The organism is Mesorhizobium sp. M1227, from assembly GCF_040318315.1.
GTDB lineage: Bacteria > Pseudomonadota > Alphaproteobacteria > Rhizobiales > Rhizobiaceae > Mesorhizobium.
Genome location: NZ_JAMYLZ010000018.1, coordinates 44,833 through 68,318 on the forward strand (window position 1 = coordinate 44,833; position 23,486 = coordinate 68,318).

A 23,486-nucleotide genomic window follows, 5' to 3' on the forward strand; every position below is an offset into this window, starting at 1 on the left:
GTCAACCGGGACGGTTTCACTGGCGAGAAACGAGCCGACCGCACGGCTACCTCACCCGAGCGTTTGACGCTGACCGGTTGCCGCAGCTATCTCGATCGCGCTCAGCATGCGATGGCGCGCGACGGCATCGTCGAACGTTGGGCAGAAATGCGTTCGTTCGCGATAGTCGCGGGCGAAACGCGCGTATGCCTGGGCGACGTTCGTGGAAAGGCCTTGCGGCGGCGACCACCGATACTCGTCTGGCACGGGCAAGACTTCGAGCCCGGTCTGCGCGCCCTTGCCACCGCGGACGGTCATCTCGAACATCTGGGCATGGCCACCGACGGCAGTGAGTTGCAGATCGCCCTCGGTGCCGTTGATCTCCCAGAGCAGATTCGTGCCGCGCGAAAGTCCGCCGCGATAGTGGATGGAGAACGCCGCCCCGTCATCAAGCAGTCCGGTGACGCACACCTGATCATCTGTGTTCATCGGCTGGCGCTCGGCCGTGCCGACGATCGTAAAGGACTTTCGGCGCGCGGTCATCGTGGCCGAGAGCTCTTGGACCTCACCGAGACAGTAACACAGCGCGTCCGCAGTGTGGCCGAGCGGTATCGAGAGCATGGTCGCGCCGTTTTTCCTGTCGTTGAGGTAGGCGTTGAACGCCTCGACCGTCGGTCCCCAGCCCATACCCGACGCGATCAATGAGGTGGAAAGCACCTCACCAACATAGCCTTGCTTGATCAGGTCACGCACGTAAGCCACCGACGGCGCAGAACGAGCTTGCAGCCCGACCACGGCAAGGACACCCCTCTTCTTCGCCAGCGCGGCAAGGTTCTCCGCCTCGTTCAAGCCGTTGCCGAGCGGCCATTCGCAATACACGGCCTTGCCTGCCTCGAGCGCTGCAGTCGCCAGTTCGAGGTGATAGGGTACCTTCACGGTGATGACGACGACGTCCACGTCCGCTCTGTTTACGAGATCCTGATGATTATCGAACGCGACAAGCACCTCAAAAAGCCTGCTGGCCGCATCGGCGGATTCACGCCGGCTGGTGGACAACGCCGTTATCTCGAAGTCATTCGAGAGCGACTTCAAGGCGGGGATGTGCGCCTCGGCCGCCCATCCGCGGTCCGGATTGGCACCGATGATACCGACGCGAATTCTGCTGGCTCCCATCTTACCCATGCAGATATTCACCAGTTTTCTTGAGACGCCGACACATGAGTCCGTTCTGGAACGTCATTGCGGCTCAGCCGTGCAGTTTGATGGCGATTTCCGCCAGCCGCTTGCCTTGAAACCTGGCGCCATCGAGCTCCTGGTCGGACGGCTGGCGCGACCCGTCCGAGCTCGAAGTCGTGGTCATGCCGTAGGGCGAGCCGCCGCGCACCACGTCATTGCCCATCTGGCCTTGGTAGGCATAGGAGAGCGGCACAATGATCAGGCCGTGATGCTGCAACGTGGCCTGCGTCGTCAGGATCGCCAACTCGGCACCGCCGTGCTGGGTCGACGTCGACGACATGACAGTCGCCACCTTGTTGACCAGCGCCCCCTTCATCCATAACGGTCCGGTCTGGTCGAGGAAGTTCTTGAGCTGCGCGGCCATCAGGCCGAAGCGCGTCGAAATGCCGAAGACGAAGCCGTCATAATTTTCGAGCTCGAGTGGATCGGCGATCAGCGCCTCCTGGTCGAGTTTGTAGTAGGCGGCCTTGGCCACCTCCTGCGGAACCAGTTCCTGCACCCGTTTGACGGTCACCTGGGCGCCAGACTCGCTTGCGCCTTCGGCCGCAGCCTTCGCCATCTGCTCCATATGGCCCCAGCTCGAGTAGTAGAGGACCAGTATCTTTGCCATCGCCTTGCTCCGCTCCTGAAATTTGGTAGCTGACCCCGCCTGCCCGCGCCCTGACGACACGGTCACAATGGCCGCGTGGTATCGTTTGCCTGCGGGCGGTTGCAGGCGAGCTTAGCCAAGTCTGGGCAAGCGACTTTGCCAGGAAGGCACTGTCTTTGTTTCCGGGCGGAAGGGCTGGAGCGTCGTCCCGGCCGGACCGGGCGATCAGGAATACCGATCAGCGTCGGGAGCGAATAAGCGAATCCACGGCGACAGCGCCAATGATAATGGTGCCTTTGATGACAAGCTGGTAGTGCGAGCTGATCGCGAGCGAGTCGAGCAGGTTTGTCAGGACCGCGACGATCAGCAGACCGATCGCGGTACGCCAGATCGAGCCTTCGCCGCCCAGCAAAGACGTGCCGCCGATGACCACAACGGCGATGGCATCAAGCGCCATTGCCGCCCCGATATCGGCCTGTCCCATGCCAAGCCGGGAGGCTATGAGCATTCCGGCTATCGCGGCACACGCACCCGACAGAGCATAGGCTGACGTCCGCAGCGCCGCCGTCCGAAGACCTGCGAGGCGGGACGCTTCGTCGTTACCGCCGATCGCATAGAGTTGGCGCCCGTAGACCGTTCGGGACAGCACCAGTTGGCCCGCGACGAGAAACGCCAACAGGATCCAGATTGAGATCGGTATGGAAAGCATATGTCCCCGTCCAAGCACGGCAAAAGCAGGATCGGGGGCGATGAACGGTGACGAATTCGAGTAGATCAAGGCAAGTCCGCTGAATGCCGACATCGTGCCCAGCGTCGCGACAAATGCGTTGACGTTCAGCTTGGTCACGATAAGGCCATTGGTGAGACCTGCCAGGGATCCGATGGCGATCGTCGCCACCGCAGCCTCCGCAAGCGGCCATCCTGCGACGGCAAGGCTCGCATAGATCGTGGCGCCCGCGGCGTAAATCGATCCGACTGACAGATCGAAGCCCCCGGTGATCAAGACGAATGTCATGCCCACGGCAACAATCCCGGTCGGCGCGCTTTGACCGAGGATGTTCCTGATGTTCTGAGGCATGAGGAAACCCGGATACAGATACTCGGAAACGACGATCAGCAGAAACAGCGAAGCCAGCAGACCGTGCCGGCTGGCCCGCGACAGTCGGGTTTCGCGTCGAACATTGCCGGTCTGGCTTTCGACCGTCGGCGCAGGAGCGGCGAGGTTATCGCCGAGGGCTTTCGACTGTGAGCTAGACATGATGGTCCTCCAAGTCGAAGGCCGCGCTGAGGATACGGCTGAGAGAAACTTCGTTGCGATCAGCGACGAGTTCTTTCACTTTCCGCCCCTCGGCCATCACGATGACACGATCGGCGATCGATACGATTTCCTCAAGCTCCGACGACACGACGACGACGCCCGTGCCGAGATCGGAGAACAGTCGAAGCGCGTCGAGAATTTCGGCTTTGGCGCCGATGTCGATGCCGCGCGTGGGTTCGTCGACAAGGAGAACGGTCGGCGGCGAGTACTTCCATCGGGCCAATAGCGCCTTCTGCTGGTTGCCGCCCGACAAATTCCGAACAGGCTCGGAAAGACGCGCCGGATTGAGACCGAAGGTGAAAGCTGCCGCTTCGGTGGCCTCCTTCAGCGTCGCATCAGAAAGCAAGCCCAGGGTGCTGCAGCCTTTCAGGCGCGGCAGGGCGATGTTCTCGGATGAGCTCATGCCAAGGACGAGCCCGTCTGTCTTGCGCTCTTCCGGCACCAGGGCGATGCCAAGCCGCCGCGCCTCTTTCGGTTGTCTGGGCCAGCTATGCTGCGCCCCATCGATCCAGAGCGACCCGGTCGCCTTGGATTCGGCGCCCGCCAACGCACGAAGAAGCGTCGTGCGGCCGGCACCTGCAAGCCCGGCGACACCGACGATCTCTCGCTTTCGCACTGAAATGTCGACGTCCCTTATCGCACCCGGCACCGAAACGTTCCGAGCCTTCAGCACGTCACCTCCGAACGGCACCGAAGCCTCTCGCCGGCGGTAAATGTCGGTCATGCTTTCGCCGAGCATTTGGGCGACGAGGGTTCCCTTTGACCATCCGGCCGCAGGCTTCGAAGCAACCATCTGGCCGTTACGGAATACGGTTATGTCGTCCGCAATTTCGAACACTTCGTCCAAATTGTGCGAGACGAACACCATCGTATGCCCTGCAGCGCGAAGATCGCGCATCAGGCGAAAGAGGGCTCTTCGCTCGGCCGGCGCAAGCGATGCCGTGGGTTCATCAAAGAGCAGGATGCGGGCGTCCGACTGGACGCCCCGCATGATTTCCAAAATCTGCTGGTCGGCTACCGAGAGGTATCGCGCCCTGGTATCCGCGGGAATCGATACGCCGAAGAGACCGCACAGCTCGCGAAAGCGAGCCTTCATGCGCGCTGGCGAAGCGAAGCCGCCATACGACAGGATCTGGCCAAGGAAGACATTCTCCACCGCCGACAAATGCGGGATGATTGTGAGTTCTTGATAGATTGCGACGATGCCCGCTTCGTGCGCTCTGCGAGGGTCGGACAGTTTTGCCGCCTCGCCGAAGATCTCGACGCTCCCACCACTCGGCGGGCTGCGGCCGGCCAGCACGCCGAGGGCGGTTGACTTGCCTGCCCCGTTCTGCCCCACCAGCGCGTGGATCGTGGCCGCTCGGACATCAAAGCTCATGTCTGACAACGCGGTCGTTGAACCAAAGTGCTTCGAAACGCCGTGAAAACCTATTGCGATCCCCTGCGAACGAGCAGGCCCGCCACCCTTGGTTTTTTCGAAGACCGTCGTCATGTAAAATCCCCTGGAACCCAGAGAAAAGCGGCCCGGACTGGCCGGGAGGGCACCAACGGGCCGCCAAGTGATGCTGCTACTGAGCTTCGGGTTCGAATTGGCTGATGTTGCTGGCGTCCAGAATCTGCAGCAATTTGCCTTTCGTGATGGGCAGGCCGTCGTTGGCGATGAAGCGAGGAACGGGCTTGCTCTGCTGGGCATCACGCAATGCTTCAAGCGCCTTCACAGAGTTCGTGCGAACCGTCAGCATCGACGATGACTGAAGTTCGCCATCAAGGATGGCTTGTTTCGACCATGTCGTCGCGCCGCCTTCGTAGACCTTGACCGACTTCAGCCGATCCAACTCCTTGAGGGCGGTGACCAGGCCCTTTGTCAGGTTGCCGTATGAGCTGAAGTAGAGTGAGATGTCCGGATTCGCCTGGATCATCGGAACCGACTTCTCGTAGGCAACGGGCGTCGAGTAGTCGGTCCTGGCTTTGGCGACGACCTGGATCTCGGGATGCTTCTTGAGAAAACGATCGAGGCCGATCTCGAAATTGCGGGTGATCGGGTTGAGTTCGGGGCCGGTAACAATTCCGAGTTTCTGCGGGCCAGGGTTTTCTTTCGCCATGTTCTCAAGCAGCTCGACCCAGGCGTCGCCGCTTTGTGTCCCGCCCACATAGGACAGCGTGCCGGGTGCCCACTGCTCCTCGCCCTCGTTAACCGAGCGGCCGCAGATCGGAAGCGTTCCAGTCACCACGAGGATGTTGTTGGAGACAGCCTGTTCGGTGGCAATGTCGCAAACCGTACTGCCCTCCGCGGCGCGAAGAAACCATGCATCGTAGCCACGGCTCAATGCATTCTGCATTTGGTTGGTCTGGACGATTGCATCCCATTTGGCGTCGAATACATCCATTTTCCAGCCAAATTGCGCCGCTGTCTTGACGGCTCCATCGAGCGTCGCCTGCATTGCGGAGTTGTTGGTTCCTTCGATGAAGAAGGCAACTTTGAGGGGCCGGTCGCTCGGTAGATTGATTGTGGTTCCGTCGCCCACGTCGATTGGGACGGTGCTGTCCGCGAACGCCGCCGATGCGGCAACAAATGATATTGCCGACGCCATTGTCGACCGGCGCAGTATTTTGAGCGTCATCATTCCATCCTCCCAAAGCAACTTCAAATTGCCTTTGCACTCGGACCGTCTCAGCTTGAAGGTCGATAGGGCGTAGACCGTCGAGAGCATTGCCAGGATATCGCAGCAAGGAGGCTGTCGCTCGTTCAGGAGAGCAATGAGAGTTGTATGTGTCGGAAGGGGTCGTTTGGCTGCCAACTGTCCGGCATTAATCGCGGATTGCGCGAGGTAGCGCTGTCAGGACCGACTGCCTCCGTGGCCGATAAGACGAGCACGCGGTCCGGCTCTAATTAGGGTCAGCCCGCTGGCAACCGCACCGTGCGATTTGCTTCGTGCCTTTGTTGCGGTCAATTCAGAGCCGGCTGCGCGGACTTCCGGGCTTGCCGCGGCGCGACGCCGAAACGTTCCCGGAACCGCTTCGAGAAATGGGACAGATCGTTGAAGCCGCTTTCGAAGGCTATGTCCGTCACCGACCGGCCGCGGAACTGGGGATCTCTCAGCAGCAGGTCACAGCGCTCCAGGCGCTTTTCCAGAAGCGTCTTGCCGAACGTGCTATTCATCCCGGCGAAGATGCTATCCACGTAACGTCTCGAAATGCCCATCGCCTCGGCAAGGTCGGTCGACGAGTAGTCGGGATCAGTGAAATTGTCTTCAAGGCACTTCACGATGCGGCCAGCAAGCAGATCATGCCGGACCGCCCGCCCTACCTCGCCTTCGCCTTCTTTGACGACGCAGTCGCCCAACAGTTTCACGACCGTCTCAGCCATCACCGAGACGGTGCTGGGCATCGCGCCGCCCAATGAGACGGTCATGTCCAGTATGCCGGCCGCTGCTTGTATTTCTGTTGCTCGCCCTTCAACGGGCCGATCCAGCATCGAGGAAACTGCGGGATGCAGCGAAATAAACCGCGCCCTCGGCATGCGGAGAACGAGGTGATCGAACGGCTCGTTCATCGCCAGTTCGTGCGGCTTCGAGCTGTCGAAGGCAATGAAGGATCCCTCAGGAACCGACCCGTCTTGCCGCCTATGGGAGACCGTCGCCTTTCCGGTCTTGAGATAGATCAACAGCACAAAATCGTTCTCGACTTCCCGCAGCTTGCGTTGCGGCCGCGAGGTCCGGTGCGCCGTTCCGAACAGCCGCGACGCCACGCAGTCCTTGGCGATCATGTAGTGGTAAGATCCCGAGAATCTCGAACCCGCTGCGGAGAAATCGAGGTTGATAAGGGTGCGGCTGACGCAGTCGCCCCACGCCCTCAACTCCTCGTAGCTCTGACTGCCCGATTCTATATTGTGTATCATGGCTTGGCGTCCTCCAACGCGCGCTTCTCTTCTTTTTCCTTGTCTGCCCTTATGCGCCTTTCGTGAATGCTATCCGCGTCAAGTCGGCTGCCCGACCGGGTTTTGCACCAATGCCCCTATCTGGGGCGGCGGTATGGTGCGCGACTCTCGTCGTTGTTTCCGTCCGCGACCTTCGCAAGAAGATCTACCAGCCGAGAACGCTCGCGCGCCGTCAGTGGCGCAAGGATGCGCTCCTGAGCGTCCTCCGCCAATGGGCGCGCCTTTGACAACAGTCTGCTCCCAGCCTCCGTTATCGAAGCAATTCTCGACCGTTTGTCGGTGTCGGAAGGCCGGCGCTCGATCAGCCCACACCGGTCGAGCTTGCTCAGCACGACCAGGATCGTGGTCCTGTCCAAGGCCATGACGCCGCCGAGGCTGACCTGGTCCATCGGCCCGAAACGGTCCAGAGCCGCGAGCGAACCGAATTGCAACGGCGTGAGCTCCAGTTGCCTGCACTCGTCAAGGAAGATCGCCACGCCGATTTGGTGACACCTCCGAAGCAGATATCCAGGCATCATACGGAAATCGGCGTGGTCCCCTTGCATCTGTTCGTTGATGTCGTTCATCGGCGGTACTGCTCTTCGTTCATTCGGCGTCGATCTGTGCTTCTGGCATCGCGTTGGCAAACGCCGGCATAGCCAGACAATTCTCGTAGATACGCCTGATCGTTGCGAACGGCGACATGTCGAAATCGAACCGCCGGTTGTTGACGATCTGGGCAAAAAGGCAAAGGTCGGCCAGCCCGGGCTCGTCGCCGTGACAGAAACGGCCAGTGCTTGTATCACCGGCAAGCATCGTTTCCAGAGGCACAAACGTCTCGCCAACCCAATGTCGATACCAGGCCGCGATCTTCGAGTCGTCGACCCCAAAGACGGTCCGCAGGTGGTTGAGCACCCGCAAATTATTCACCGGATGGATTTCACAGGCGATCGCATAGGCAAGCACCCGAACACGCGCCCTGTCGAGCGGCGCCTTCGGCAGCAAGGGCGGGGCCGGGTGGATCTCGTCGAGATACTCGGCAATGGCGAGCGATTGGGTCAGCACCTTGCCGTCATCAAGTTCCAGAGCAGGCACAAGGCCCTGAGGATTGATCACGAGATAGGCTTGCGAACGGTTCTCGCCCTTTCTCAGATGGTGGGCTGCATAGCTGTAGTCGAGCCCTTTCAGGTTCAGCGCGGCACGCAACCGGATAGAGGCCGAACTCCGGAAATAATTATGCAGAACCAGCCCACTCACCGCCTGGCCCGTTCATTGATCGTAGTTGAAACTGTGCCCAACCCCTCGATCTCAACGAGGCAGGTATCCCCCGCGACCAATGGGCCGACGCCCGCGGGCGTGCCCGTGTAGATCAGGTCGCCTGGCTTGATCACCACCGACTGCGACAGAAAGGAAATGATTTCGGGCACCGACCAGATCAGGTCGGCAATGTCCGCGTTCTGCTTCGTCACCCCGTCGACGCTCAGCCGGATCGCACCGCGATGGATGTGCCCGACGTCCTTGGCCTGCTGGATTGGGCCGCATACCGCCGAACGATCGAAGGCCTTGCCCCAATCCCAAGGCCTGCCCTGCGCCCGCGCCTCGAGTTGCAGATCGCGGCGCGTCAGGTCGTTGCCGACGGCGTAGCCGTAAACATGGTCGAGCGCGTTGGCCAGTTGGACCTCGAAGCCATGTTTGCCGATAGCCACGACAAGTTCCGCCTCATAGTGGAAGTTGCCGGTCAGGGGCGGGTATTCGACCACCTCGCCGTCGTCGACGACAGCGTCGGCCGGCTTGGTGAAGAAGAAGGGCGGCTCGCGATCAGGGTCGCGCCCCATCTCACGCGCATGTTCGGCATAGTTTCGCCCAACGCAGAATATTCGCCGGACCGGGAATCTGGCTTGCTCCCCGCGGACTGCCACACTCGCCTGGGTCGGAGCTTCGAATACGAAAGTCATGTCCGAATCTCCTCAGTGATTGCCCCGATCCTCCCGCCACAGGCCAAGCTTTTCCTGGGCGGCACGATCTGAATAGGAAAAAATCACCGCATCGGTGAGCGGCGCGTGCGAAATCCATTTCCAGCTCGGCGCCACGAAAATATCTTTCGGCCCCCATTCGAACACCTGTCCATCGATCGTCGAACTGCCCGATCCTTCCACAACCACGAAAACGGTAGCATCCGTCGCACGGTAGGCGCTGGTCGAGAACGCCTTCGGCAGAAGCTGCAGGAAGGCCGCGATCGTCGGCATGGCGAACCCGCCGTCAACCGGATTGACGTAGCGCAGCTTGAGGCCGTGGCACGGATCCCACTCCTCCTGCTTTCGCATCTGGTCCAGGGCCCCGCGTGACCGCTCGTAGGGATAGTTGAAGATGGGCGAGGTCTTCCTGCGGGTTGCGAAATCAACAGGCAGCATGTTGGCGCCATAGCGGGCCAACGCGTCGCCGGTTGCGCGGTAGATCGGCTGCTCGTCCTTCGGATGCTCTTCGGCGAAGGACGCGTCGAACAACGAGACCATTGGAACATCCAGCCCATCCAGCCAGATCATCGGCTCGGCGGTTTTGTTGCCATGGTCGTGCCAGGCCCCCGGTGGGGTAAGCACAAAATCGCCAAAAGACATCTCGGTGCGTTCGCCGTCTACCGAAGTGTGTGCGCCCTTGCCGTCGAGCACGAAGCGGAGCGCGGACTGGCTGTGCTTATGCGCCGGCGCCACCTCGCCGGGCAGTACAAGCTGCAGCCCGGCATAAAGAGACGTCGTAATTCGGCTCTGGCCACGAAGGCCCGGATTCTCCAGGATGAGGACGCGGCGCTCCGCCTCCTTTGCGGTTATGAGTTCGCCGGATTCGAGAAGGTAGGATTTCGCTTCCGCGAAGTTCCAGCAGTGCGGCAAGCAGCCGCTCTTCGGCTCGGGCGTGATGATGCTGGAAAGCACAGTCCAGAGAGGCGTCAAGCTCCTGCTGTCGATCTTGTCGTAGAACGCTCTGCGCTCCGGCGTCTCTGCATGCTTTCCCGTCAGTGACATGTCGTTTCCTCCATCGCCTGACAGTCAGTAATATGATCACAATACTGACTATCTGTCAAATCGTCTTCTGTACCTTCGGCCTGCGGCGGGAGCCGCATCACGCCATGATCTATCGTCATCAACCTGAATTCGGGAACGGCCGATTCCTCAGCTAGTCCATAAGCAGCACGGGTTTGATCGTGCGCCCGGATTTCATGTCGGCGACCGCGTCCTCGATCTGGGCCAGCCGATAGTGGCTGATCAGGCGGTCGATTGGAAACAGCCCGTCCTTGTAGAGCTTGACGAGCTGAGGCAGGAATTTCTTCGGCTTGCTGTCGCCCTGCAGGATGCCGCGCACCGTTCGGCCGAACAGCAGATGTGTCATGTCGAGGCTGACCTCGGTCCCGATCTTGGAGCCGCCGATCAACCCGCAGACTCCGCGCGCGTGCAGCACCTCAAACGCGGATCGCAGCACGTTGGGATTGCCGGTGGATTCGATTGCGTAGCGCACGCCACCCGGACAAATCCGCTTTACGGCCGCGACCGCATCTTCCCGCGTCGCGTCAATCGTGTGGGTGGCACCCAGTTCCCTGGCGAGCGTGAGCCGCTCCGGCACGACGTCGATGACGATGATCGGATCGCATTTGATTATTTTGGCCGCCATCACCGCGGCCAGGCCGACATTGCCGGCTCCGGTGATCACCAGCGAGGATCCAACCTCAGGCCGCAGGGTATTGAGGACCGCACCGGCACCCGTCTGGAAGCCACAGCCCAAGGGAGCAAGAGTCTTCAGGTCGGCCTCCTTGTCGACCACGACGACGTTTTCTTCCGTCGCGATCGCATGGGTTGCCAGCGCGGACTGGTTGAAGAACGCCCCGTTGATCGGCTCCGGGTTGCCATGAGCGCACTTTTTTGACAGTGGTGCGGGGATCGTCCAATCGCTGCCCGAATACCGCTTGCCGGAGAAATTCATCTCCATATGGTGCCAGCAATAGGAGGTCGCTCCCTCCAGACAGCTGGGACAAGTTCCGCAATAGGCGAACGACATCAGGACGTGATCACCGGGCCTGACGGTCTTGACGCCCACCCCGACTGCTTCGACGATGCCGGCTCCTTCGTGCCCCAGAACGATCGGCAGCGGGGTGGGATAGAATTGGTCGCGGATGATCAGATCGGTGTGGCAGATGCCGCACGCCACGACCTTGACCAGAACCTCTCCTGCAGAAGGCGCTTCCAACTGAAGGTCTTCGATGAGGAACGGCCCGCCCCTCTCCCGGACGACGGCAGCCTTGATGTCCATTATCGCATCCTCGTCGACAGAGTCGGGAAGGCAAGCTGCTGCATATATCGGACAGCGAGCCCACGGTTAGAACGGATAGGCAGGGATCTCTTCGTTGACGGTGATCCATTGCCATTGGCTGTACTCGTCCATTACCGAGGGGCCGCCAGAACGGGCGCCATTTCCGGAGAAGCCCATGCCACCGATGGGACCGAAAACCTCGTGCAGGACAGTCTGGTCGTTGATGTGCACGATTCCCGTCTTGACCTTGTCGGCGATGCGCATGGCCCTGGCCTGGTTGCGCGTGAAGATCGCGGTCGCCAGGCCGAACGGAACGCCGTTGGCCAGCGCCACTGCCTCGTCCTCGGTCTTGAATGTCACGATGGGAGCTATGGGCCCGAAGATCTCATCCGCGTAGATGCCCATTTGGGTGGTAACGGCGGTCAACACGGTAGGCCTGAAATTCAGGCCATCGCGGCTGCCGCCCGCCAGCACATTGGCGCCAGCTGCAACGCTGTCATCAAGCAGCTTCTGGGCGCGGGCCGCCTGTTTCTCATTGATGATCGGCCCAAGATGGACCTGTTGCGTGAACGGATTGCCGACATGCAGGCTCCTGGCTTTTTCGGCCAGTTTCGCTGCATATTCCTCGGCGACCGCCTCATGGACGAGGTGGCGGCCGACAGTGAAGCAGATCTGTCCCTGGTGAAAAAACGACCCGAACGCCGTCGCGGAAACCGTGCCGTCGATATCCGCGTCCTCGAACACGATGGCGGCGTTGTTGCCGCCTAGTTCAAGCGCGACCTTCTTCAAATCGCGGCCGGCAGCTTCGCCCACCTTCCGCCCCGTGGCGGTCGACCCTGTGAAAGAGATCATATTCACGTCGGGGTTGTCGACCAGCGCTGCCCCAACGTCGCCGCCGCCGGGGATTACGTTGAATACGCCTTCTGGAACGCCGGCCAGTTCGAAGAGCTTGGCCAGCAGATAGCCGCCGCAAACCGGCGTCTGTAGATCCGGCTTGAGCACGACGGCGTTGCCCATGGCCAAAGCCGGAAGAATAGCGCGCGCAGCCAGGATGAAGGGAGAATTCCATGGCGTGATGACAGCGGCGACCCCCAACGGGACGCGGCGCGCGTAGCTCTTGCGCGCAAGCGCACTCGCCAATATGTGCCCGACCGGCTGACCGGTCGTGCCTGCGATTTCGATCGCCTCACGGGCCGAAGTCATGATTTCAAACGGGGCCTTCGGCGGAATGGAACCCGTCTCGCGAATGATCCATTTACCGATCTCGTCGGCATGGACCTCGCACAGTTGGGCGAATTTACGCAGAATGTCGCCGCGCTCGACCGGAGGCTTTTGCGCCCATTGCTCCTGGGCCTGCTTCGCTGTTCGGCAGGCATCGACTACGTCCTCAGAGCTCGCCACGCCGCTCGTGAACAGCATTTCCCCGGTCGCCTTGTCGGTAACGGACACCGTGCCGCCGCCGGCTTTTCGAAAGCGGCCGACGTAGACCGACCCGGCCATTTCGTCGTCCACCAACTCCCTTGCGAATGACACGTCTTGTCTGGTCATGACTTCCTCCACTCGATGTCTGCGCGTGCTTGAAAGGGCATTCTCCTCATCGGCGGCCGTATCATAGACGCGCGTTCATCCGCGACTTTGCCGAGACGGCATTGTTTGTGGTTCCGGAAGGAACTGCCGCAGCGATCGCACGCACTGTGCGAACGTGATTGTCGTGCGCCCAGAGCCCGGACGACCACCAAGTCGATTCCGGCCTGACTAAAATCCGGTGCTTCCACGGACAAGTAGGCCTGCATCGTTCGTCGTAGTTTTAGGGTCGATACGCTCAGGGAAGGTGAACCAGTTGCGCTTCGTCGGTTTTTGCATGGGCAACGAATTCGGCCTCGCGGTCGAGGTCGGCGGACAATTGCGCGGAAGCCTGAAGTCCAGCGCCAAGCACCCTACGGAACTCGGCGCGTTGATCGCGCTGGGCGACGATGAATTGCGGCGCGTCGGCAAGGCGCTGGCCAACGCGCCGGTGGTCGATCCAGCTTCGATCGCCTACCTGCCGCCGATCGCCAATCCGGCCAAGATCATTTGCGTCGGATTGAACTATGCGGATCACACCAGGGAATCTCCCTACGAGCAGCCTGACTATCCGACCCTGTTTCCACGCTTCGCCACCAGTCTGATCGGGCATGGTCAGCCGCTTGTCCGGCCGCTGGTTTCCGACAGTCTCGACTTCGAAGGAGAAATGGTCGCCGTCATCGGGCGGGGAGGACGGCATATCTCGCGGGCGCGCGCCTTGGAGCATGTCGCCGGCTACTCGATCTTCAACGACGGCTCGGTCCGCGAATATCAGTTCAAGTCGCCGCAATGGACCGTCGGCAAGAATTTCGACGGAACTGGCGCATTCGGCCCGGTCTTTGTAACCAGCGATGAGCTGCCCGCTGGCGGCAAGGGGCTGCGCCTCGAAACCCGCCTCAATGGGGTCGTCGTCCAGTCGGCAACGACCGACGACATGCTGTTCGACGTTGCCGAGGTGATCGCGGTCGTCAGCGAAGCGATCACACTTGCGCCGGGCGATGTGATCGTCACCGGCACGCCGGCCGGCATCGGCTGGGCGCGTACACCGCGCTTGCTGATGCGTCATGGCGATATCTGCGAAGTCGAGATTGAAGGGATTGGACTGTTGCACAATCCGGTGATCGACGAAAAGCGCGTCATCGGCGTTGCTGCCTGACCTGCGAAGCCGCGAGGAGACGGCAGCCATATCGTGGGTTGGCTATCGGGAGGAGTAAGATGCCGCAGATCTTGGAGACGGATGTGCTTGTGGTCGGTAGCGGTCCGGCGGGTTCGGCCGCTGCGGCGTTGCTGTCGAGCTACGGGGTCAAGAACGTCCAGATCACCAAATACGGCTGGCTGTCGGATACGCCGCGCGCCCACATCACCAACCAGCGCACGATGGAAGTGCTGCGCGATCTCGGCGTCGAACACAAGGCGAAGCAGTTTTCGAGTCACCAGCACCTGATGGCGAACAACGTCTTCTGCTACAGCCTGACGGGCGAGGAATTCGGCCGAATCCTATCCTGGGGCAATCATCCCGCGCGCAAAGCTGACTATGAGCTCGCCAGCCCGACCGAGATTTGCGACCTGCCGCAAACGTTCATGGAGCCCATCCTGCTCGAGGCAGCGGTCAGCCGTGGCACGGCGCTGCGGCTCAACACCGAGTTCATCGAGCTCGTTCAGGATGGGGACGGTGTGACCGCCACGGTCAAGGACCGGCTTACCGGCGAGACATATCCGATCCGCTGCAAATATCTCATCGGGGCCGACGGCGGCCGCAGCAAGGTCGCCGAAGCGATCGGTCTGCCGATGGAAGGCCAGATGGGACTTTCAGGCTCCATGAAAATCCTGTTCGACGCGGATCTGTCGCGTTATGTCGCGCATCGGCCGAGCGTGCTCTATTGGGTGCTCCAGCCGGGCGCCAACATCGGTGGTATTGGCGCCGGCGTTCTGCGGATGGTGCGGCCGTGGAATGAGTGGCTCGCCATCTGGGGCTACGACATCAGTGGCGGCGAGTTGAAGCTGACCGAGGAGAAGGCCGAAGCCATCGTCCGCAACCTGATCGGCGACGTCGATGTGCCGATCAAAATTCGCTCCACATCCACCTGGACGGTCAATGAAGTCTACGCCACCCGCTATTCCGAGGGACGCGTGTTCTGCATGGGCGACGCCGTCCATCGCCATCCGCCGCTCAACGGCCTTGGTTCCAATACGTCGATCCAGGATGCCTACAACCTCGCTTGGAAATTGAAGCTCGTGCTTGACAACAAGGCGGACGAGTCCTTGCTCGATACGTACAGCGTCGAGCGCCAGCCGATCGGCAAGCAGATCGTGACGCGTGCCAACAAGAGCATCGCGGACTATCCGCCGATCTTCGAGGCGTTGGGACTTTTGGCGTCGACGGACCCTGAACAGGTCAATGCCGCGATCGCGGGCCGCAAGGATGCGAGCGCCGAGGGCAAGGGCAGACGGCGCAAACTCAACGACGCCATCGCAAGGAAGAACTACGAGTTCAACACGCACGGCGTCGAACTCAATCAGCGCTATCGGTCAGCCGCTGTGGTTTCGGATGGAAGTCCCGAACCCGCCTATGTGCGTGATCCCGAACTCTACTACCACGCGACGACCTGGCCGGGTGCGACCGTGCCTCACGTCTGGGTGGAGCACGATCGCGTCCGCAAGTCGACACTGGACCTGTGTGGCAAGGGGCGGTTCACCCTGCTGACCGGGATCGGCGGCGAAGAGTGGCGCGACGCCGCGACGACAATTGAAAAGCGATTTGGCGTGGCCGTGGACGTCGTTTCGATCGGACCCTCGGGGTGCGATGCGCTCGACATCTACGCTGACTGGTACTGGCGAAGCGAGGTCGAGGAAGACGGCTGCGTGCTGGTGCGGCCCGACCAGCACGTCGCATGGCGAGCAGCGACGATACTGCAGGTTCCTCAGGGCGCGCTCGTCGATGTGTTTGCCAAGATCCTGGGCCGTTCCAGGCGCCTCGCAAGCACGAAGGCACGGACTGTCGAGAGCGTGAACTAGGCGCGCGCTCTTCTTCGCAACATTGGAGCCCAGGCTCCTGTCTCTTGAGAGGATGCAACCATGACCGGCATCGCAACGGGATCCTTCGTCGAGGCAAGCAAGGCCGGCGAACTCGGGATTCATTCGCTCGACACCTTTGTGCTGCAGGTTCCCAGCCTCAAGCAGGCGCAGATCTTTTTCGTCTCCTTCGGCCTGGACGTCCGCGAAGAAGGATCCGCGCTGACACTCAGGACGTTCGGCAACGACCATGTCTGGGCGAACGTCGTGGAAGGACCGCGCCGCAAGATGCAGCATTTGTCCTTTGGCGCCTACGCCGAGGATCTGCCGCGCTTCAAGGCGCATCTGGAAGACCTCGGCATCCGGTTGATCGACGCCCCCCCGGGCTTCGAATCCAACGGCCTGTGGTTCGTCGGACACGATGGCGTGTTGACTGAGATCAAAGTCGCGCTGAAGACCTCACCCGACCAGAAGGCCGCGGCCCATTTCAATTCGGCCCCGGCCGGCCGTCGCGGCAGCGGCCTCGGCCATATCGAACTGAAGCAGATCCTGCCGACACGGCTCGCGCACTGTCTGATCTTCACCAGTGATGTGCATGGCGCCATCAGCTATTACGAGAAAGTGCTCGGGCTGCGGCTTTCCGATCACTCCGGCGGCAATGTCGCCTTCATGCATGGTGTCCACGGTTCCGACCATCACTTGTTGGCGCTGGCCCGCTCCAGCGGTCCCGGTCTGCATCACTGCTCATGGGACGTCGGCAGCATCGACGACATCGGCCGCGGCGCGCTCTATATGGCCGACAAGGGCTACAAGCGCGGCTGGGGTGTCGGCCGTCATACGATAGGCTCCAATTATTTCCACTACGTCCAGGATCCATGGGGCGGCTTCTCCGAATATTCCTGCGATATCGATTACATCCCCAAGGGCTACCTGTGGGATGCGCGCGACTTCGCCGACGAGGACGGCCTGGCTTTCTGGGGGCCGCAGCCGCCAGCAGATTTCGTCCACAATTACGAGATGGACCCGGACGCCAGGCTGCCCGCCTGAACGGAGCAGGCAGACGTGTTCGACTTGAGACTTCCGAAAACCCGCAGGAGGAAGACGTTATGGGCATAGTGCACACGACAATGACCGACGAGCAGCGAAAGTCGGTAGCTCTTGAGTATCTGAAGTCTCTCGATCGCGGCTCCACTTCGGACGAACGGCCTTTCCTGGAACTGTTTGCCGAGGATGCCGTCGTCTATTTCCCGAAATGGGGGGTAGCCCACGGCCGTAGCGAGATCGATAAGCTGTTTGGTGATGTCGGAGCAACCTTCAAGTCGATCCGTCATCACAGCCAGGACTTCAACTATATCTTCTCCGGGTCTGACACGATCGTCGTCGAGGGCAGGAGCAGCGGCGAACATCGCGACGGACCCTGGGAGGCAGACCATCCGACCTGGGGCGCCGGCCGATGGTGCGACGTATTCGAGATCCGCGATTTTCTGATCCAGCGCGTGTCGATCTATCTCGACCCAGACTATGCGGGGAAGGATACGGCTCGCTACCCTTGGATCGGTGCGTAATTGCATCTCTCCTATTTTGGTTCGCCGCGTTGGCGGGTCGGCTGCTCGGCGCGCTTCACGAAATTGTTGAAACGGGAAGAACAAGGAACTGCGCGACGTGATGCTTCTGGCAGAAATCCAGGTACGCCCGGACGATGCTGGAAGGATTCCGATGCGAAGGATAAAGCAGGTTGACCTGCTGTTCTGGCATCGGGTGGTCGGCAAGCACGGCGCGTAGCTGGCCGCTCCGTATAGGTTCCGCAGCCAGGAACGGAGGCAGTTCCGTGACGACCTCGCCGGCCAGCGCCCGGCCGCGAAGCTGCAGATAATCGTTTGTGGTCAGCACCGCCTTCGGCTCGATGATGTGCTCGCCGAGGCGCCAGATGCCCTGCGTGTTGGCGTCCCGGCACCAAGTAGCGCAAGGAAAGCGGTGCAGCGCATCTGGAGCGACGGGCGTCCCCAAGCGTTCCAGCAATGCGGGGCTGGCAACCAGCCCGTGGCGATAGGAGAGCAGTCGCCGTGCCACCATCGACTCATGCAGGACTTCTCCAACGCGCAACGCCACGTCGATACCATCCTGGACGAGGTCGACGCGGCGGTCGGTGGTGTACACGCTGAGCTGAATGTCGGGATGTTGTCGCTGGAATGCGCCGAGCAGCTCCCACCACGGTTCGAAGGCGGTCGGCAGGGAGAGCCGGAGGCGTCCCCTTAGACGCGCCTGGTCGCTCCTGACCGCCTGTTCGGCCTCCGCGAATGCCTCGATGCCTCTGGTCGCGTGCTCATACAGGCGCGTTCCAGCGTCCGTCAGCCGGGTGCCTCGAACGGAACGTTCCAGCAGCTGAACCTTCAGTTCCCGCTCGAGTTCGCGGATTCGGCGGCTGAGCGTCGGCAGCGGAATGCCCGTCCGTTGCGCTGCGGCCGACAGGCTGCCGGCCTGCACGACGCCCACGAACATCTGCACGGCGTTCAGGTCCATGGCTAAATCCCTATCACTTATGAGAGGGATGTTACCAGATGCGTGGATATCGCACCATCCGTGAGCGGATTAAGTTGCCGATATCCGCAATCGGGAAGTGTTCTCGGGCGAGCGGCAACAGGAGAGAATGATGTCTATAATCTTTCGCAAGAACCTGGCAGCGCTGGCGCTCGCAGCGCTTCCTCTGCTCATGCTGGCGGCGCCAGCCAAGTCCGACGTACCGGTCAAAGCCGCCATAACGCAGCAGCTTCAAAACTACGAGCAGGCGCTCAACAACTCCGACGTCAAGGCTGTCGTGAAGCTTTACACGGACGATAGTGTGTTGATGCCCCAAGAGATCCCAACCGTCGTGGGCATCAAGGCCGTCGAGCAATTCTACGTTGCAACGTTCCAGGCGATCGATCTCAACCTCCATTTCCAGATTGCCGAGGTGCAGGTTCTTTCGAACGAATGGGCGTTTTTGCGAACGACATCCACTGGCACCATGAAGATTCACGCCACCGGCAACGAAGTTCCGTCGCACAATCAGGAACTGTTTGTGTTGCACAAGGAGGTCGGGACGTGGAAGCTCGCCCGCTACAGCTTTTCTTCCACGCTTCCGCCAGCGCAACGCTGATCGTCGGGACACTTTCGGTGGCTTAGCAAGCGCGGTCCTCCAAGGTGCCTCGTTGTGGACGGGCATCCTTTTCGAGGTCGATGCAGGTCGGTTGATCATCGTCGACGATCAGACACGGATCGTCGCTGATGCCCGCGTGGAAAACTCGGCCGCTCGCCTCAATTCGGCAGTGTGCCCTTTCACCGCCAAACGAAACACTACTTCGCGAGGAACGACGATGCGTGCGGCATGGTATGAAAAGCAAGGCTCCGCCCGAGACGTGCTTGTGGTCGGGGAGATGACTGACCCCGAGCCAGCCGATGGTGAAGTTCGTATTCGCTTGGCCGTGTCGGGGATCAATCCCGGCGATATGAAGAAACGGTCCGGCTGGCAGGGCGCGCCGATGCGCTATGCCCGGGTTATTCCGCACAGCGACGGCGCCGGCGTCATCGACGCCGTCGGCGCAGGCGTGTCCCCGAACCGCATCGGCCAGCATGTCTGGTGCTATGGCGCCCAATCCTATCGGCCGTTCGGGACGGCGGCCGAGTTGGTTGTCGTGCCGGAGGAGTTCGCAGTGCCCTTGCCTTCCTCGGCAGTCGGTGTAAGCGAACAGGACCTCGCGGAGCAGGCAGCATGTCTGGGGATCGCCGGTATCACCGCACATAGGGCGGTCTTCGCCGACGGCTCCATTGCGGGCCTAAGCGTACTCGTTCACGGCGCGGCCAGTGGCGTTGGCTCGATCGCCGTGCAACTGGCCCGCCGAGATGGGGCCCAAGTCATCGCGACTGTCCGTCACCAGGCGCAGTTGAAGGCGGTTCGCGAAATCGGCGCGCATCATGCGTTCCTCTACGACGACCCAGACCTTATCGCCCGGATCCGCCAGGCGGCACCCGATGGCGTGCATCGCATTGCGGAGGTCGATCTCGCGGCCCACATCGAGGTCGACGCCGCGATCGTCGCGGTCGGCGGGGTGATCAGTTCCTACTACTCGTCCCAAGATCGCCCGGCGATCCCGTACTGGCAGCTCGGCTTCGCCGACGTTACGCTGCGATTGCTCGGCAGCGACGATTTTGCGCCATCGGTCAAAGCGCAGGCCGCCAGCGAGTTGACCGACGCGCTGGTAGACGGATCGTTGCGTGTGAACATCGCGGCACGATTTCCGCTCAGCGAGATCGCATATGCCCACGAACTCGTCGAACAAGGCGCGGGTGGACGTGTGCTTGTCCAACTTGGCCAGCAAAATTTCGCAACGAACAAGCCCTGAACAGAATTTGCGATTGCGACACGGATCCCGAATAACCCTATACAGTTTGCCGGCAACTTCGCCGTACATACCGGGCGGGTCCTCTAACCATCAGAAACCCGCAAAAAGCCTCCATTCTTCAGCCGGTATCTCCAGAAATCCTTCGAGTTGTGTCGCAGCTGGCGTGCGAGCGACCGGGAGAGGAAGTGAAGCCTATCCCGTGTTTCCCAAGAGCAGCCGATCTGCTTGCTGACTTTCGGCGTGAACCGATGCTGATGCGACGCGGCTTCAGCTCTTTGGGAATCTCTCGGATGATGTCGATGGCGAGCAGGCCATTATCAAGGTAGCTCTCAAAATCTTCATGTGGTCGGCCAGCTTGAACGTCTGGCTGAAACTGACCCGCGTGGACAGCTACGGCTGGCCTTCCCTCCACTCTCCTACCCGCTTGAGAAGGCAAACAGCGATCTTTGCTCAGCGCTCGTAGTCGTTATCGTTTGAGCGCTGGGTCTTCCGATCCTGCTCTTCCGACTGCCGCGCCTTCTGTTTGTTGGCGTCCTTCTGCTTGGCTCTCACCTTCTCCTGCTCGGTGCCTGTGTGCGGCTCAACCGGCTGGCGGGGATCGTCCCGAGTTGGGAGGTCTCGCCCTCGCGCCTCGCGCTCGGGGATTGGCTCCTCACCGCCACCACCACGACGCTGCTGCTGCCGCTCGAATTGCAGCCGCGCCAGACGGTCGTGCATCTTGTCGTTGACCTCTTCATGATACTGTTCGAACTGTCCTCGATGCGCCGGCGGCAGCGTCTCGCGCATGTTGTCCAGAGCCTGATTGACGCGGGCCATCTGACGCCGCATTTCCAAGGGGGTTTGCGCCATGTCCAAATCTCCTATCAGTGCATTCAATTCTCTCATACCGGGATGGGACAGGAAAGACTTCTGCCCCGATTGATCAACTCCGCGACCCGCGTCAGGACCTAGTTGCCCCTCACCTGCCCGATCGCGACGGAACCGGAGAAAATTGTTGCCGATCGACTCCGCTGCCGTGAGAGCCTGGCCGACTATGCCCGCAGTCCGCATCGTCGTCACAGTCTTTTGCCATGCGGCAGCGATTGCATCGCCGTTCACGACAAGGGATTGTCGATCCAACCGGCGTTGCCGCTTGGCCTCCACCCGCTCGATCGTCCTCGCGCTGACCTGGTAGCGCGGATCGCTCTGAGCGCGGCTGTAGGCTCCGGCATGCTCCTTCGTGAATGGCCGCGTCATCGCATGATCCATGCGGCGCGTCGCCACCATCGCAATGCCGTTCTCGCGTGCTTTTTCCGCAAAGCTCTCGCGCCAGGCGATCAGGTCTGGCTTGTAGAATTTCAGGCGCTCGCCGTCGGCAGAGCGCGCCTGCACCATCGCATGGATATGGACGTGCTTGGTGTCCTTGTGATGAGCCAGGACGAACTTGTAACCTGGCGCGCGCTCCTCAAGCACGGCGCGCGCCGCGGCCATGACGGCATTGGCCTCGGTGCCGGCTCTCGCCGAGAAAAGCAGATGATAGGCATTGCGGCGCTCACGCCCCGAAAACTGCGGGCGCCATTGTTCGTAGACCGAAGCCGCCGCCTTGGCGGGGTTCCTCGCGCCCCGAATTGGCTCGCCGTTCGCAGTGCGGACGTCTTTGTTTGTACGGATGAACTTTTGCAAAAAGTATTTCGCTTTGGGTTCACGGCTGACGGCGGCAGTCACCTCTGCCTTGGCTACCACACCAGCCGCGCCCATGGCTTCAGACAAGCGCGCCTCGAACTTGTCGAGCGCCTTGCTGCGCGAATTTTCCCGACCACCGGCCAGCACCTTGGCAAGCGGCCCTGCCCGCTCAGCGGTGTGTGCGTAAACCTGCACCGTCTGTTTATCCTGCGCATAGACGAACGGTTTTGCACCGAAGGCCTCGTTCAGCGCCTCGCTCAGGGCGGCATCGGTGACCTCGCCGGCGAGCTCGAAACGAACCTCGATAAAATTGGTGTTTTCCAGGGGCGGTTCGAACGTCTCGCAAAACGTCTCCAGAAACGCTTTTCGTGCGCCGCCTGTCGCAAGGACCTGCCCGTCCTCGTCAAAAATCTCGATGTCGTGTTTCTCGCCTTTTTCGTCCTCGCGCTTCCCGATGTAATTGAGCAGCCGAGCAGCGGCTTGCCTAGTCGACGGAGGATTGGGCATGACTTTAAACACGGCAGGCTGCGCGCCCGCCGCATAGCCTGCCCGTGCCGCCACGGCCCGCGCCTGATAGCCCGCCCGCGCTGCTCGCCCTGTAGCGCTCGCGCGACCCGCACCACGGCCGCCGCCGCCGCCGCGCCGCTTCCAGTCTTCCTCCTCCTCTTCCGGCCGGAAACCGGCGAGCGTGGCGCCATAGACGATGATCGGCGCGCTAGCGGCCTTGGGCGAGCTCGCAACAACGGTCGGTGCCCTGTTGGACATGGAGCTCCCCGCCAGTCCTGTCCCTCCCGCCGACGAACGAGGGGCGTTCCTGCCGCCACCTAGCGCCGAGCCGGCTTGTCCTTGCCCGAGGCGTCCGCCGCCACCGGTCCCCTCATAACTCTTCATCGCCTGGAATTCACCGGCCTCGCGTCGGGCGCCCGTCACGGACTTGTCGTCGTCCAGCTCCTCACGCTTCACGCCGGACTCGCCTCGAAGATAGCGTTCGATTTCGGCCGCGTAGCCAGCAAGACGACCGCTCATGGCCTGACCTCCCTCGCCTTGCGTGACCCGCCAGTCATCGCCTTCAGTTCCTCGCGAAACTGCCGCACCAGGTTGCCCACGGCGACCAGCGCCTGTTCAAGATCCTCATCGTGGGCAACACGGCCGTCGCTCATCGTGCGCACGGCCTGATTGAAATTGACGCCGACACGCCGCAGCTGGTCGGTCATGTCCACGATCGCCGGCCGCAACGCCTCTGACGCGATGGGCAGATGCCCGACCTCTGCCCGCACTAGACGCCGCACGACCTCGCTGACGGTTATGCCGTCCCGCTCCGAAATGGCTTTGAGGTTAGCCAGCTCGTCCCCCGAAAACCGGATGTGCGTCACCTCGCCATAGCGTCGTGACGCACTCTTAACCGCTGCTTTCTGGGCGTCTGCATCCATCTCTCAAGCCCGCTTGCGGGCGCTAAGGCCCGAGAGGGCCGCGCCGCCTACTTTGTGTGTATCACAAAATAGGCTATCCTGCCAATAGCAACCAAGGGAAGAATGA

The 23,486-nt window shown here is 61.3% G+C and carries 21 protein-coding genes; 6 read left to right on the forward strand and 15 right to left on the reverse strand.

From position 1 onward, the window contains the following. Positions 1–51: 51 nt before the first annotated feature. The 12 genes from NKH28_RS20560 to NKH28_RS20615 all read right to left on the reverse strand — a co-directional run bounded on the left by NKH28_RS20560 (position 52) and on the right by NKH28_RS20615 (position 12,882). Positions 52–1,161 carry a Gfo/Idh/MocA family protein gene (locus NKH28_RS20560; RefSeq protein WP_352980273.1) on the reverse strand — a complete coding sequence of 370 codons (1,110 nt, stop codon included), beginning with the start codon at positions 1,159–1,161 and terminating at the stop codon, positions 52–54. A gap of 64 nt (positions 1,162–1,225) precedes the next feature. Next, a complete protein-coding gene (gene wrbA / locus NKH28_RS20565) occupies positions 1,226–1,825 on the reverse strand; it encodes an NAD(P)H:quinone oxidoreductase (RefSeq protein ID WP_352980274.1) in 600 nt (199 codons plus the stop codon). Between the two features lie 217 nt (positions 1,826–2,042). Beyond that, positions 2,043–2,882, reverse strand: a complete 840-nt coding sequence (locus NKH28_RS20570) for an ABC transporter permease (RefSeq protein WP_352980275.1) — start codon at positions 2,880–2,882, stop codon at positions 2,043–2,045. A gap of 172 nt (positions 2,883–3,054) precedes the next feature. Beyond that, positions 3,055–4,614, reverse strand: a complete 1,560-nt coding sequence (locus NKH28_RS20575) for a sugar ABC transporter ATP-binding protein (RefSeq protein ID WP_352980276.1) — start codon at positions 4,612–4,614, stop codon at positions 3,055–3,057. Positions 4,615–4,690: 76 nt separating this feature from the next. Further along, entirely contained in the window at positions 4,691–5,746 is a 1,056-nt protein-coding gene (locus NKH28_RS20580; protein WP_352980277.1) for a sugar ABC transporter substrate-binding protein, read from the reverse strand. 323 nt (positions 5,747–6,069) lie between these two features. Then, positions 6,070–7,020, reverse strand: a complete 951-nt coding sequence (locus NKH28_RS20585; RefSeq protein ID WP_352980278.1) for an AraC family transcriptional regulator — start codon at positions 7,018–7,020, stop codon at positions 6,070–6,072. A gap of 116 nt (positions 7,021–7,136) precedes the next feature. After that, positions 7,137–7,625 (reverse strand): MarR family winged helix-turn-helix transcriptional regulator, encoded by a 489-nt coding sequence (locus NKH28_RS20590; RefSeq protein WP_352980279.1) that lies wholly within the window; start codon positions 7,623–7,625, stop codon positions 7,137–7,139. A 19-nt stretch (positions 7,626–7,644) separates the two neighbouring features. Then, a complete protein-coding gene (gene maiA / locus NKH28_RS20595) occupies positions 7,645–8,295 on the reverse strand; it encodes a maleylacetoacetate isomerase (RefSeq protein WP_352980280.1) in 651 nt (216 codons plus the stop codon). Further along, the gene (locus NKH28_RS20600; protein ID WP_352980281.1) at positions 8,292–8,993 is read right to left on the reverse strand and encodes a fumarylacetoacetate hydrolase family protein; all 702 of its coding nucleotides are present in this window, start codon (positions 8,991–8,993) and stop codon (positions 8,292–8,294) included. The genes maiA and NKH28_RS20600 overlap by 4 nt, the downstream gene beginning before the upstream one ends. Positions 8,994–9,005: 12 nt before the next feature. Beyond that, complete coding sequence (gtdA, locus tag NKH28_RS20605; RefSeq protein ID WP_352980282.1) at positions 9,006–10,055, reverse strand: gentisate 1,2-dioxygenase; 1,050 nt, start codon at positions 10,053–10,055, stop codon at positions 9,006–9,008. Between the two features lie 151 nt (positions 10,056–10,206). Next, positions 10,207–11,334 (reverse strand): NAD(P)-dependent alcohol dehydrogenase, encoded by a 1,128-nt coding sequence (locus NKH28_RS20610; RefSeq protein ID WP_352980283.1) that lies wholly within the window; start codon positions 11,332–11,334, stop codon positions 10,207–10,209. A 66-nt stretch (positions 11,335–11,400) separates the two neighbouring features. After that, on the reverse strand, positions 11,401–12,882 hold the full coding sequence (locus NKH28_RS20615) for a benzaldehyde dehydrogenase (RefSeq protein ID WP_352980284.1): 1,482 nt from the start codon (positions 12,880–12,882) through the stop codon (positions 11,401–11,403). A 283-nt stretch (positions 12,883–13,165) separates the two neighbouring features. On the opposite strand from NKH28_RS20615, the gene NKH28_RS20620 reads away from it, so the two are divergent. From NKH28_RS20620 to NKH28_RS20635, 4 genes are read left to right on the forward strand one after another with little or no spacing between them, the layout of a single operon-like run. Then, positions 13,166–14,053, forward strand: a complete 888-nt coding sequence (locus tag NKH28_RS20620) for a fumarylacetoacetate hydrolase family protein (protein ID WP_352980285.1) — start codon at positions 13,166–13,168, stop codon at positions 14,051–14,053. Positions 14,054–14,112: 59 nt separating this feature from the next. Then, positions 14,113–15,912, forward strand: coding sequence for an FAD-dependent oxidoreductase (locus tag NKH28_RS20625; RefSeq protein ID WP_352980286.1), 1,800 nt, complete (start codon positions 14,113–14,115; stop codon positions 15,910–15,912). Positions 15,913–15,972: 60 nt separating this feature from the next. Then, positions 15,973–16,956 carry a VOC family protein gene (locus NKH28_RS20630; RefSeq protein WP_352980287.1) on the forward strand — a complete coding sequence of 328 codons (984 nt, stop codon included), beginning with the start codon at positions 15,973–15,975 and terminating at the stop codon, positions 16,954–16,956. A 59-nt stretch (positions 16,957–17,015) separates the two neighbouring features. Beyond that, the gene (locus tag NKH28_RS20635) at positions 17,016–17,474 is read left to right on the forward strand and encodes a nuclear transport factor 2 family protein (protein WP_352980288.1); all 459 of its coding nucleotides are present in this window, start codon (positions 17,016–17,018) and stop codon (positions 17,472–17,474) included. Positions 17,475–17,529: 55 nt separating this feature from the next. On the opposite strand, the gene NKH28_RS20640 is transcribed toward NKH28_RS20635, so the two are convergent. Further along, positions 17,530–18,429: a LysR family transcriptional regulator gene (locus NKH28_RS20640; protein WP_352980289.1), complete on the reverse strand. Its 900-nt coding sequence runs from the start codon at positions 18,427–18,429 to the stop codon at positions 17,530–17,532. Positions 18,430–18,526: 97 nt separating this feature from the next. On the opposite strand from NKH28_RS20640, the gene NKH28_RS20645 reads away from it, so the two are divergent. Both NKH28_RS20645 and NKH28_RS20650 read left to right on the forward strand, forming a co-directional pair. Further along, entirely contained in the window at positions 18,527–19,045 is a 519-nt protein-coding gene (locus tag NKH28_RS20645) for a YybH family protein (RefSeq protein WP_352980290.1), read from the forward strand. A gap of 52 nt (positions 19,046–19,097) precedes the next feature. After that, entirely contained in the window at positions 19,098–20,288 is a 1,191-nt protein-coding gene (locus NKH28_RS20650; RefSeq protein ID WP_352980291.1) for an NADPH:quinone reductase, read from the forward strand. A 450-nt stretch (positions 20,289–20,738) separates the two neighbouring features. On the opposite strand, the gene NKH28_RS20655 is transcribed toward NKH28_RS20650, so the two are convergent. Continuing rightward, entirely contained in the window at positions 20,739–22,976 is a 2,238-nt protein-coding gene (locus NKH28_RS20655) for a relaxase/mobilization nuclease domain-containing protein (RefSeq protein WP_352980292.1), read from the reverse strand. Then, positions 22,973–23,380 (reverse strand): hypothetical protein, encoded by a 408-nt coding sequence (locus tag NKH28_RS20660; protein ID WP_352656991.1) that lies wholly within the window; start codon positions 23,378–23,380, stop codon positions 22,973–22,975. Before NKH28_RS20660 ends, NKH28_RS20655 begins: the two co-directional genes overlap by 4 nt. Positions 23,381–23,486: the final 106 nt, after the last annotated feature.

Coding starts and splice junctions, on each gene's coding strand:
- NKH28_RS20570 (WP_352980275.1), bottom strand. CDS start 2,882: ATGCCTCAGAACATCAGGAACATCCTCGGTCAAAGCGCGCCGACCGGG.
- NKH28_RS20585 (WP_352980278.1), bottom strand. CDS start 7,020: ATGATACACAATATAGAATCGGGCAGTCAGAGCTACGAGGAGTTGAGG.
- NKH28_RS20580 (WP_352980277.1), bottom strand. CDS start 5,746: ATGATGACGCTCAAAATACTGCGCCGGTCGACAATGGCGTCGGCAATA.
- NKH28_RS20660 (WP_352656991.1), bottom strand. CDS start 23,380: ATGGATGCAGACGCCCAGAAAGCAGCGGTTAAGAGTGCGTCACGACGC.
- wrbA (WP_352980274.1), bottom strand. CDS start 1,825: ATGGCAAAGATACTGGTCCTCTACTACTCGAGCTGGGGCCATATGGAG.
- NKH28_RS20635 (WP_352980288.1), top strand. CDS start 17,016: ATGGGCATAGTGCACACGACAATGACCGACGAGCAGCGAAAGTCGGTA.
- NKH28_RS20560 (WP_352980273.1), bottom strand. CDS start 1,161: ATGGGTAAGATGGGAGCCAGCAGAATTCGCGTCGGTATCATCGGTGCC.
- NKH28_RS20590 (WP_352980279.1), bottom strand. CDS start 7,625: ATGAACGACATCAACGAACAGATGCAAGGGGACCACGCCGATTTCCGT.
- NKH28_RS20625 (WP_352980286.1), top strand. CDS start 14,113: ATGCCGCAGATCTTGGAGACGGATGTGCTTGTGGTCGGTAGCGGTCCG.
- NKH28_RS20575 (WP_352980276.1), bottom strand. CDS start 4,614: ATGACGACGGTCTTCGAAAAAACCAAGGGTGGCGGGCCTGCTCGTTCG.
- NKH28_RS20615 (WP_352980284.1), bottom strand. CDS start 12,882: ATGACCAGACAAGACGTGTCATTCGCAAGGGAGTTGGTGGACGACGAA.
- NKH28_RS20630 (WP_352980287.1), top strand. CDS start 15,973: ATGACCGGCATCGCAACGGGATCCTTCGTCGAGGCAAGCAAGGCCGGC.
- NKH28_RS20610 (WP_352980283.1), bottom strand. CDS start 11,334: ATGGACATCAAGGCTGCCGTCGTCCGGGAGAGGGGCGGGCCGTTCCTC.
- gtdA (WP_352980282.1), bottom strand. CDS start 10,055: ATGTCACTGACGGGAAAGCATGCAGAGACGCCGGAGCGCAGAGCGTTC.
- NKH28_RS20640 (WP_352980289.1), bottom strand. CDS start 18,429: ATGGACCTGAACGCCGTGCAGATGTTCGTGGGCGTCGTGCAGGCCGGC.
- NKH28_RS20655 (WP_352980292.1), bottom strand. CDS start 22,976: ATGAGCGGTCGTCTTGCTGGCTACGCGGCCGAAATCGAACGCTATCTT.
- NKH28_RS20600 (WP_352980281.1), bottom strand. CDS start 8,993: ATGACTTTCGTATTCGAAGCTCCGACCCAGGCGAGTGTGGCAGTCCGC.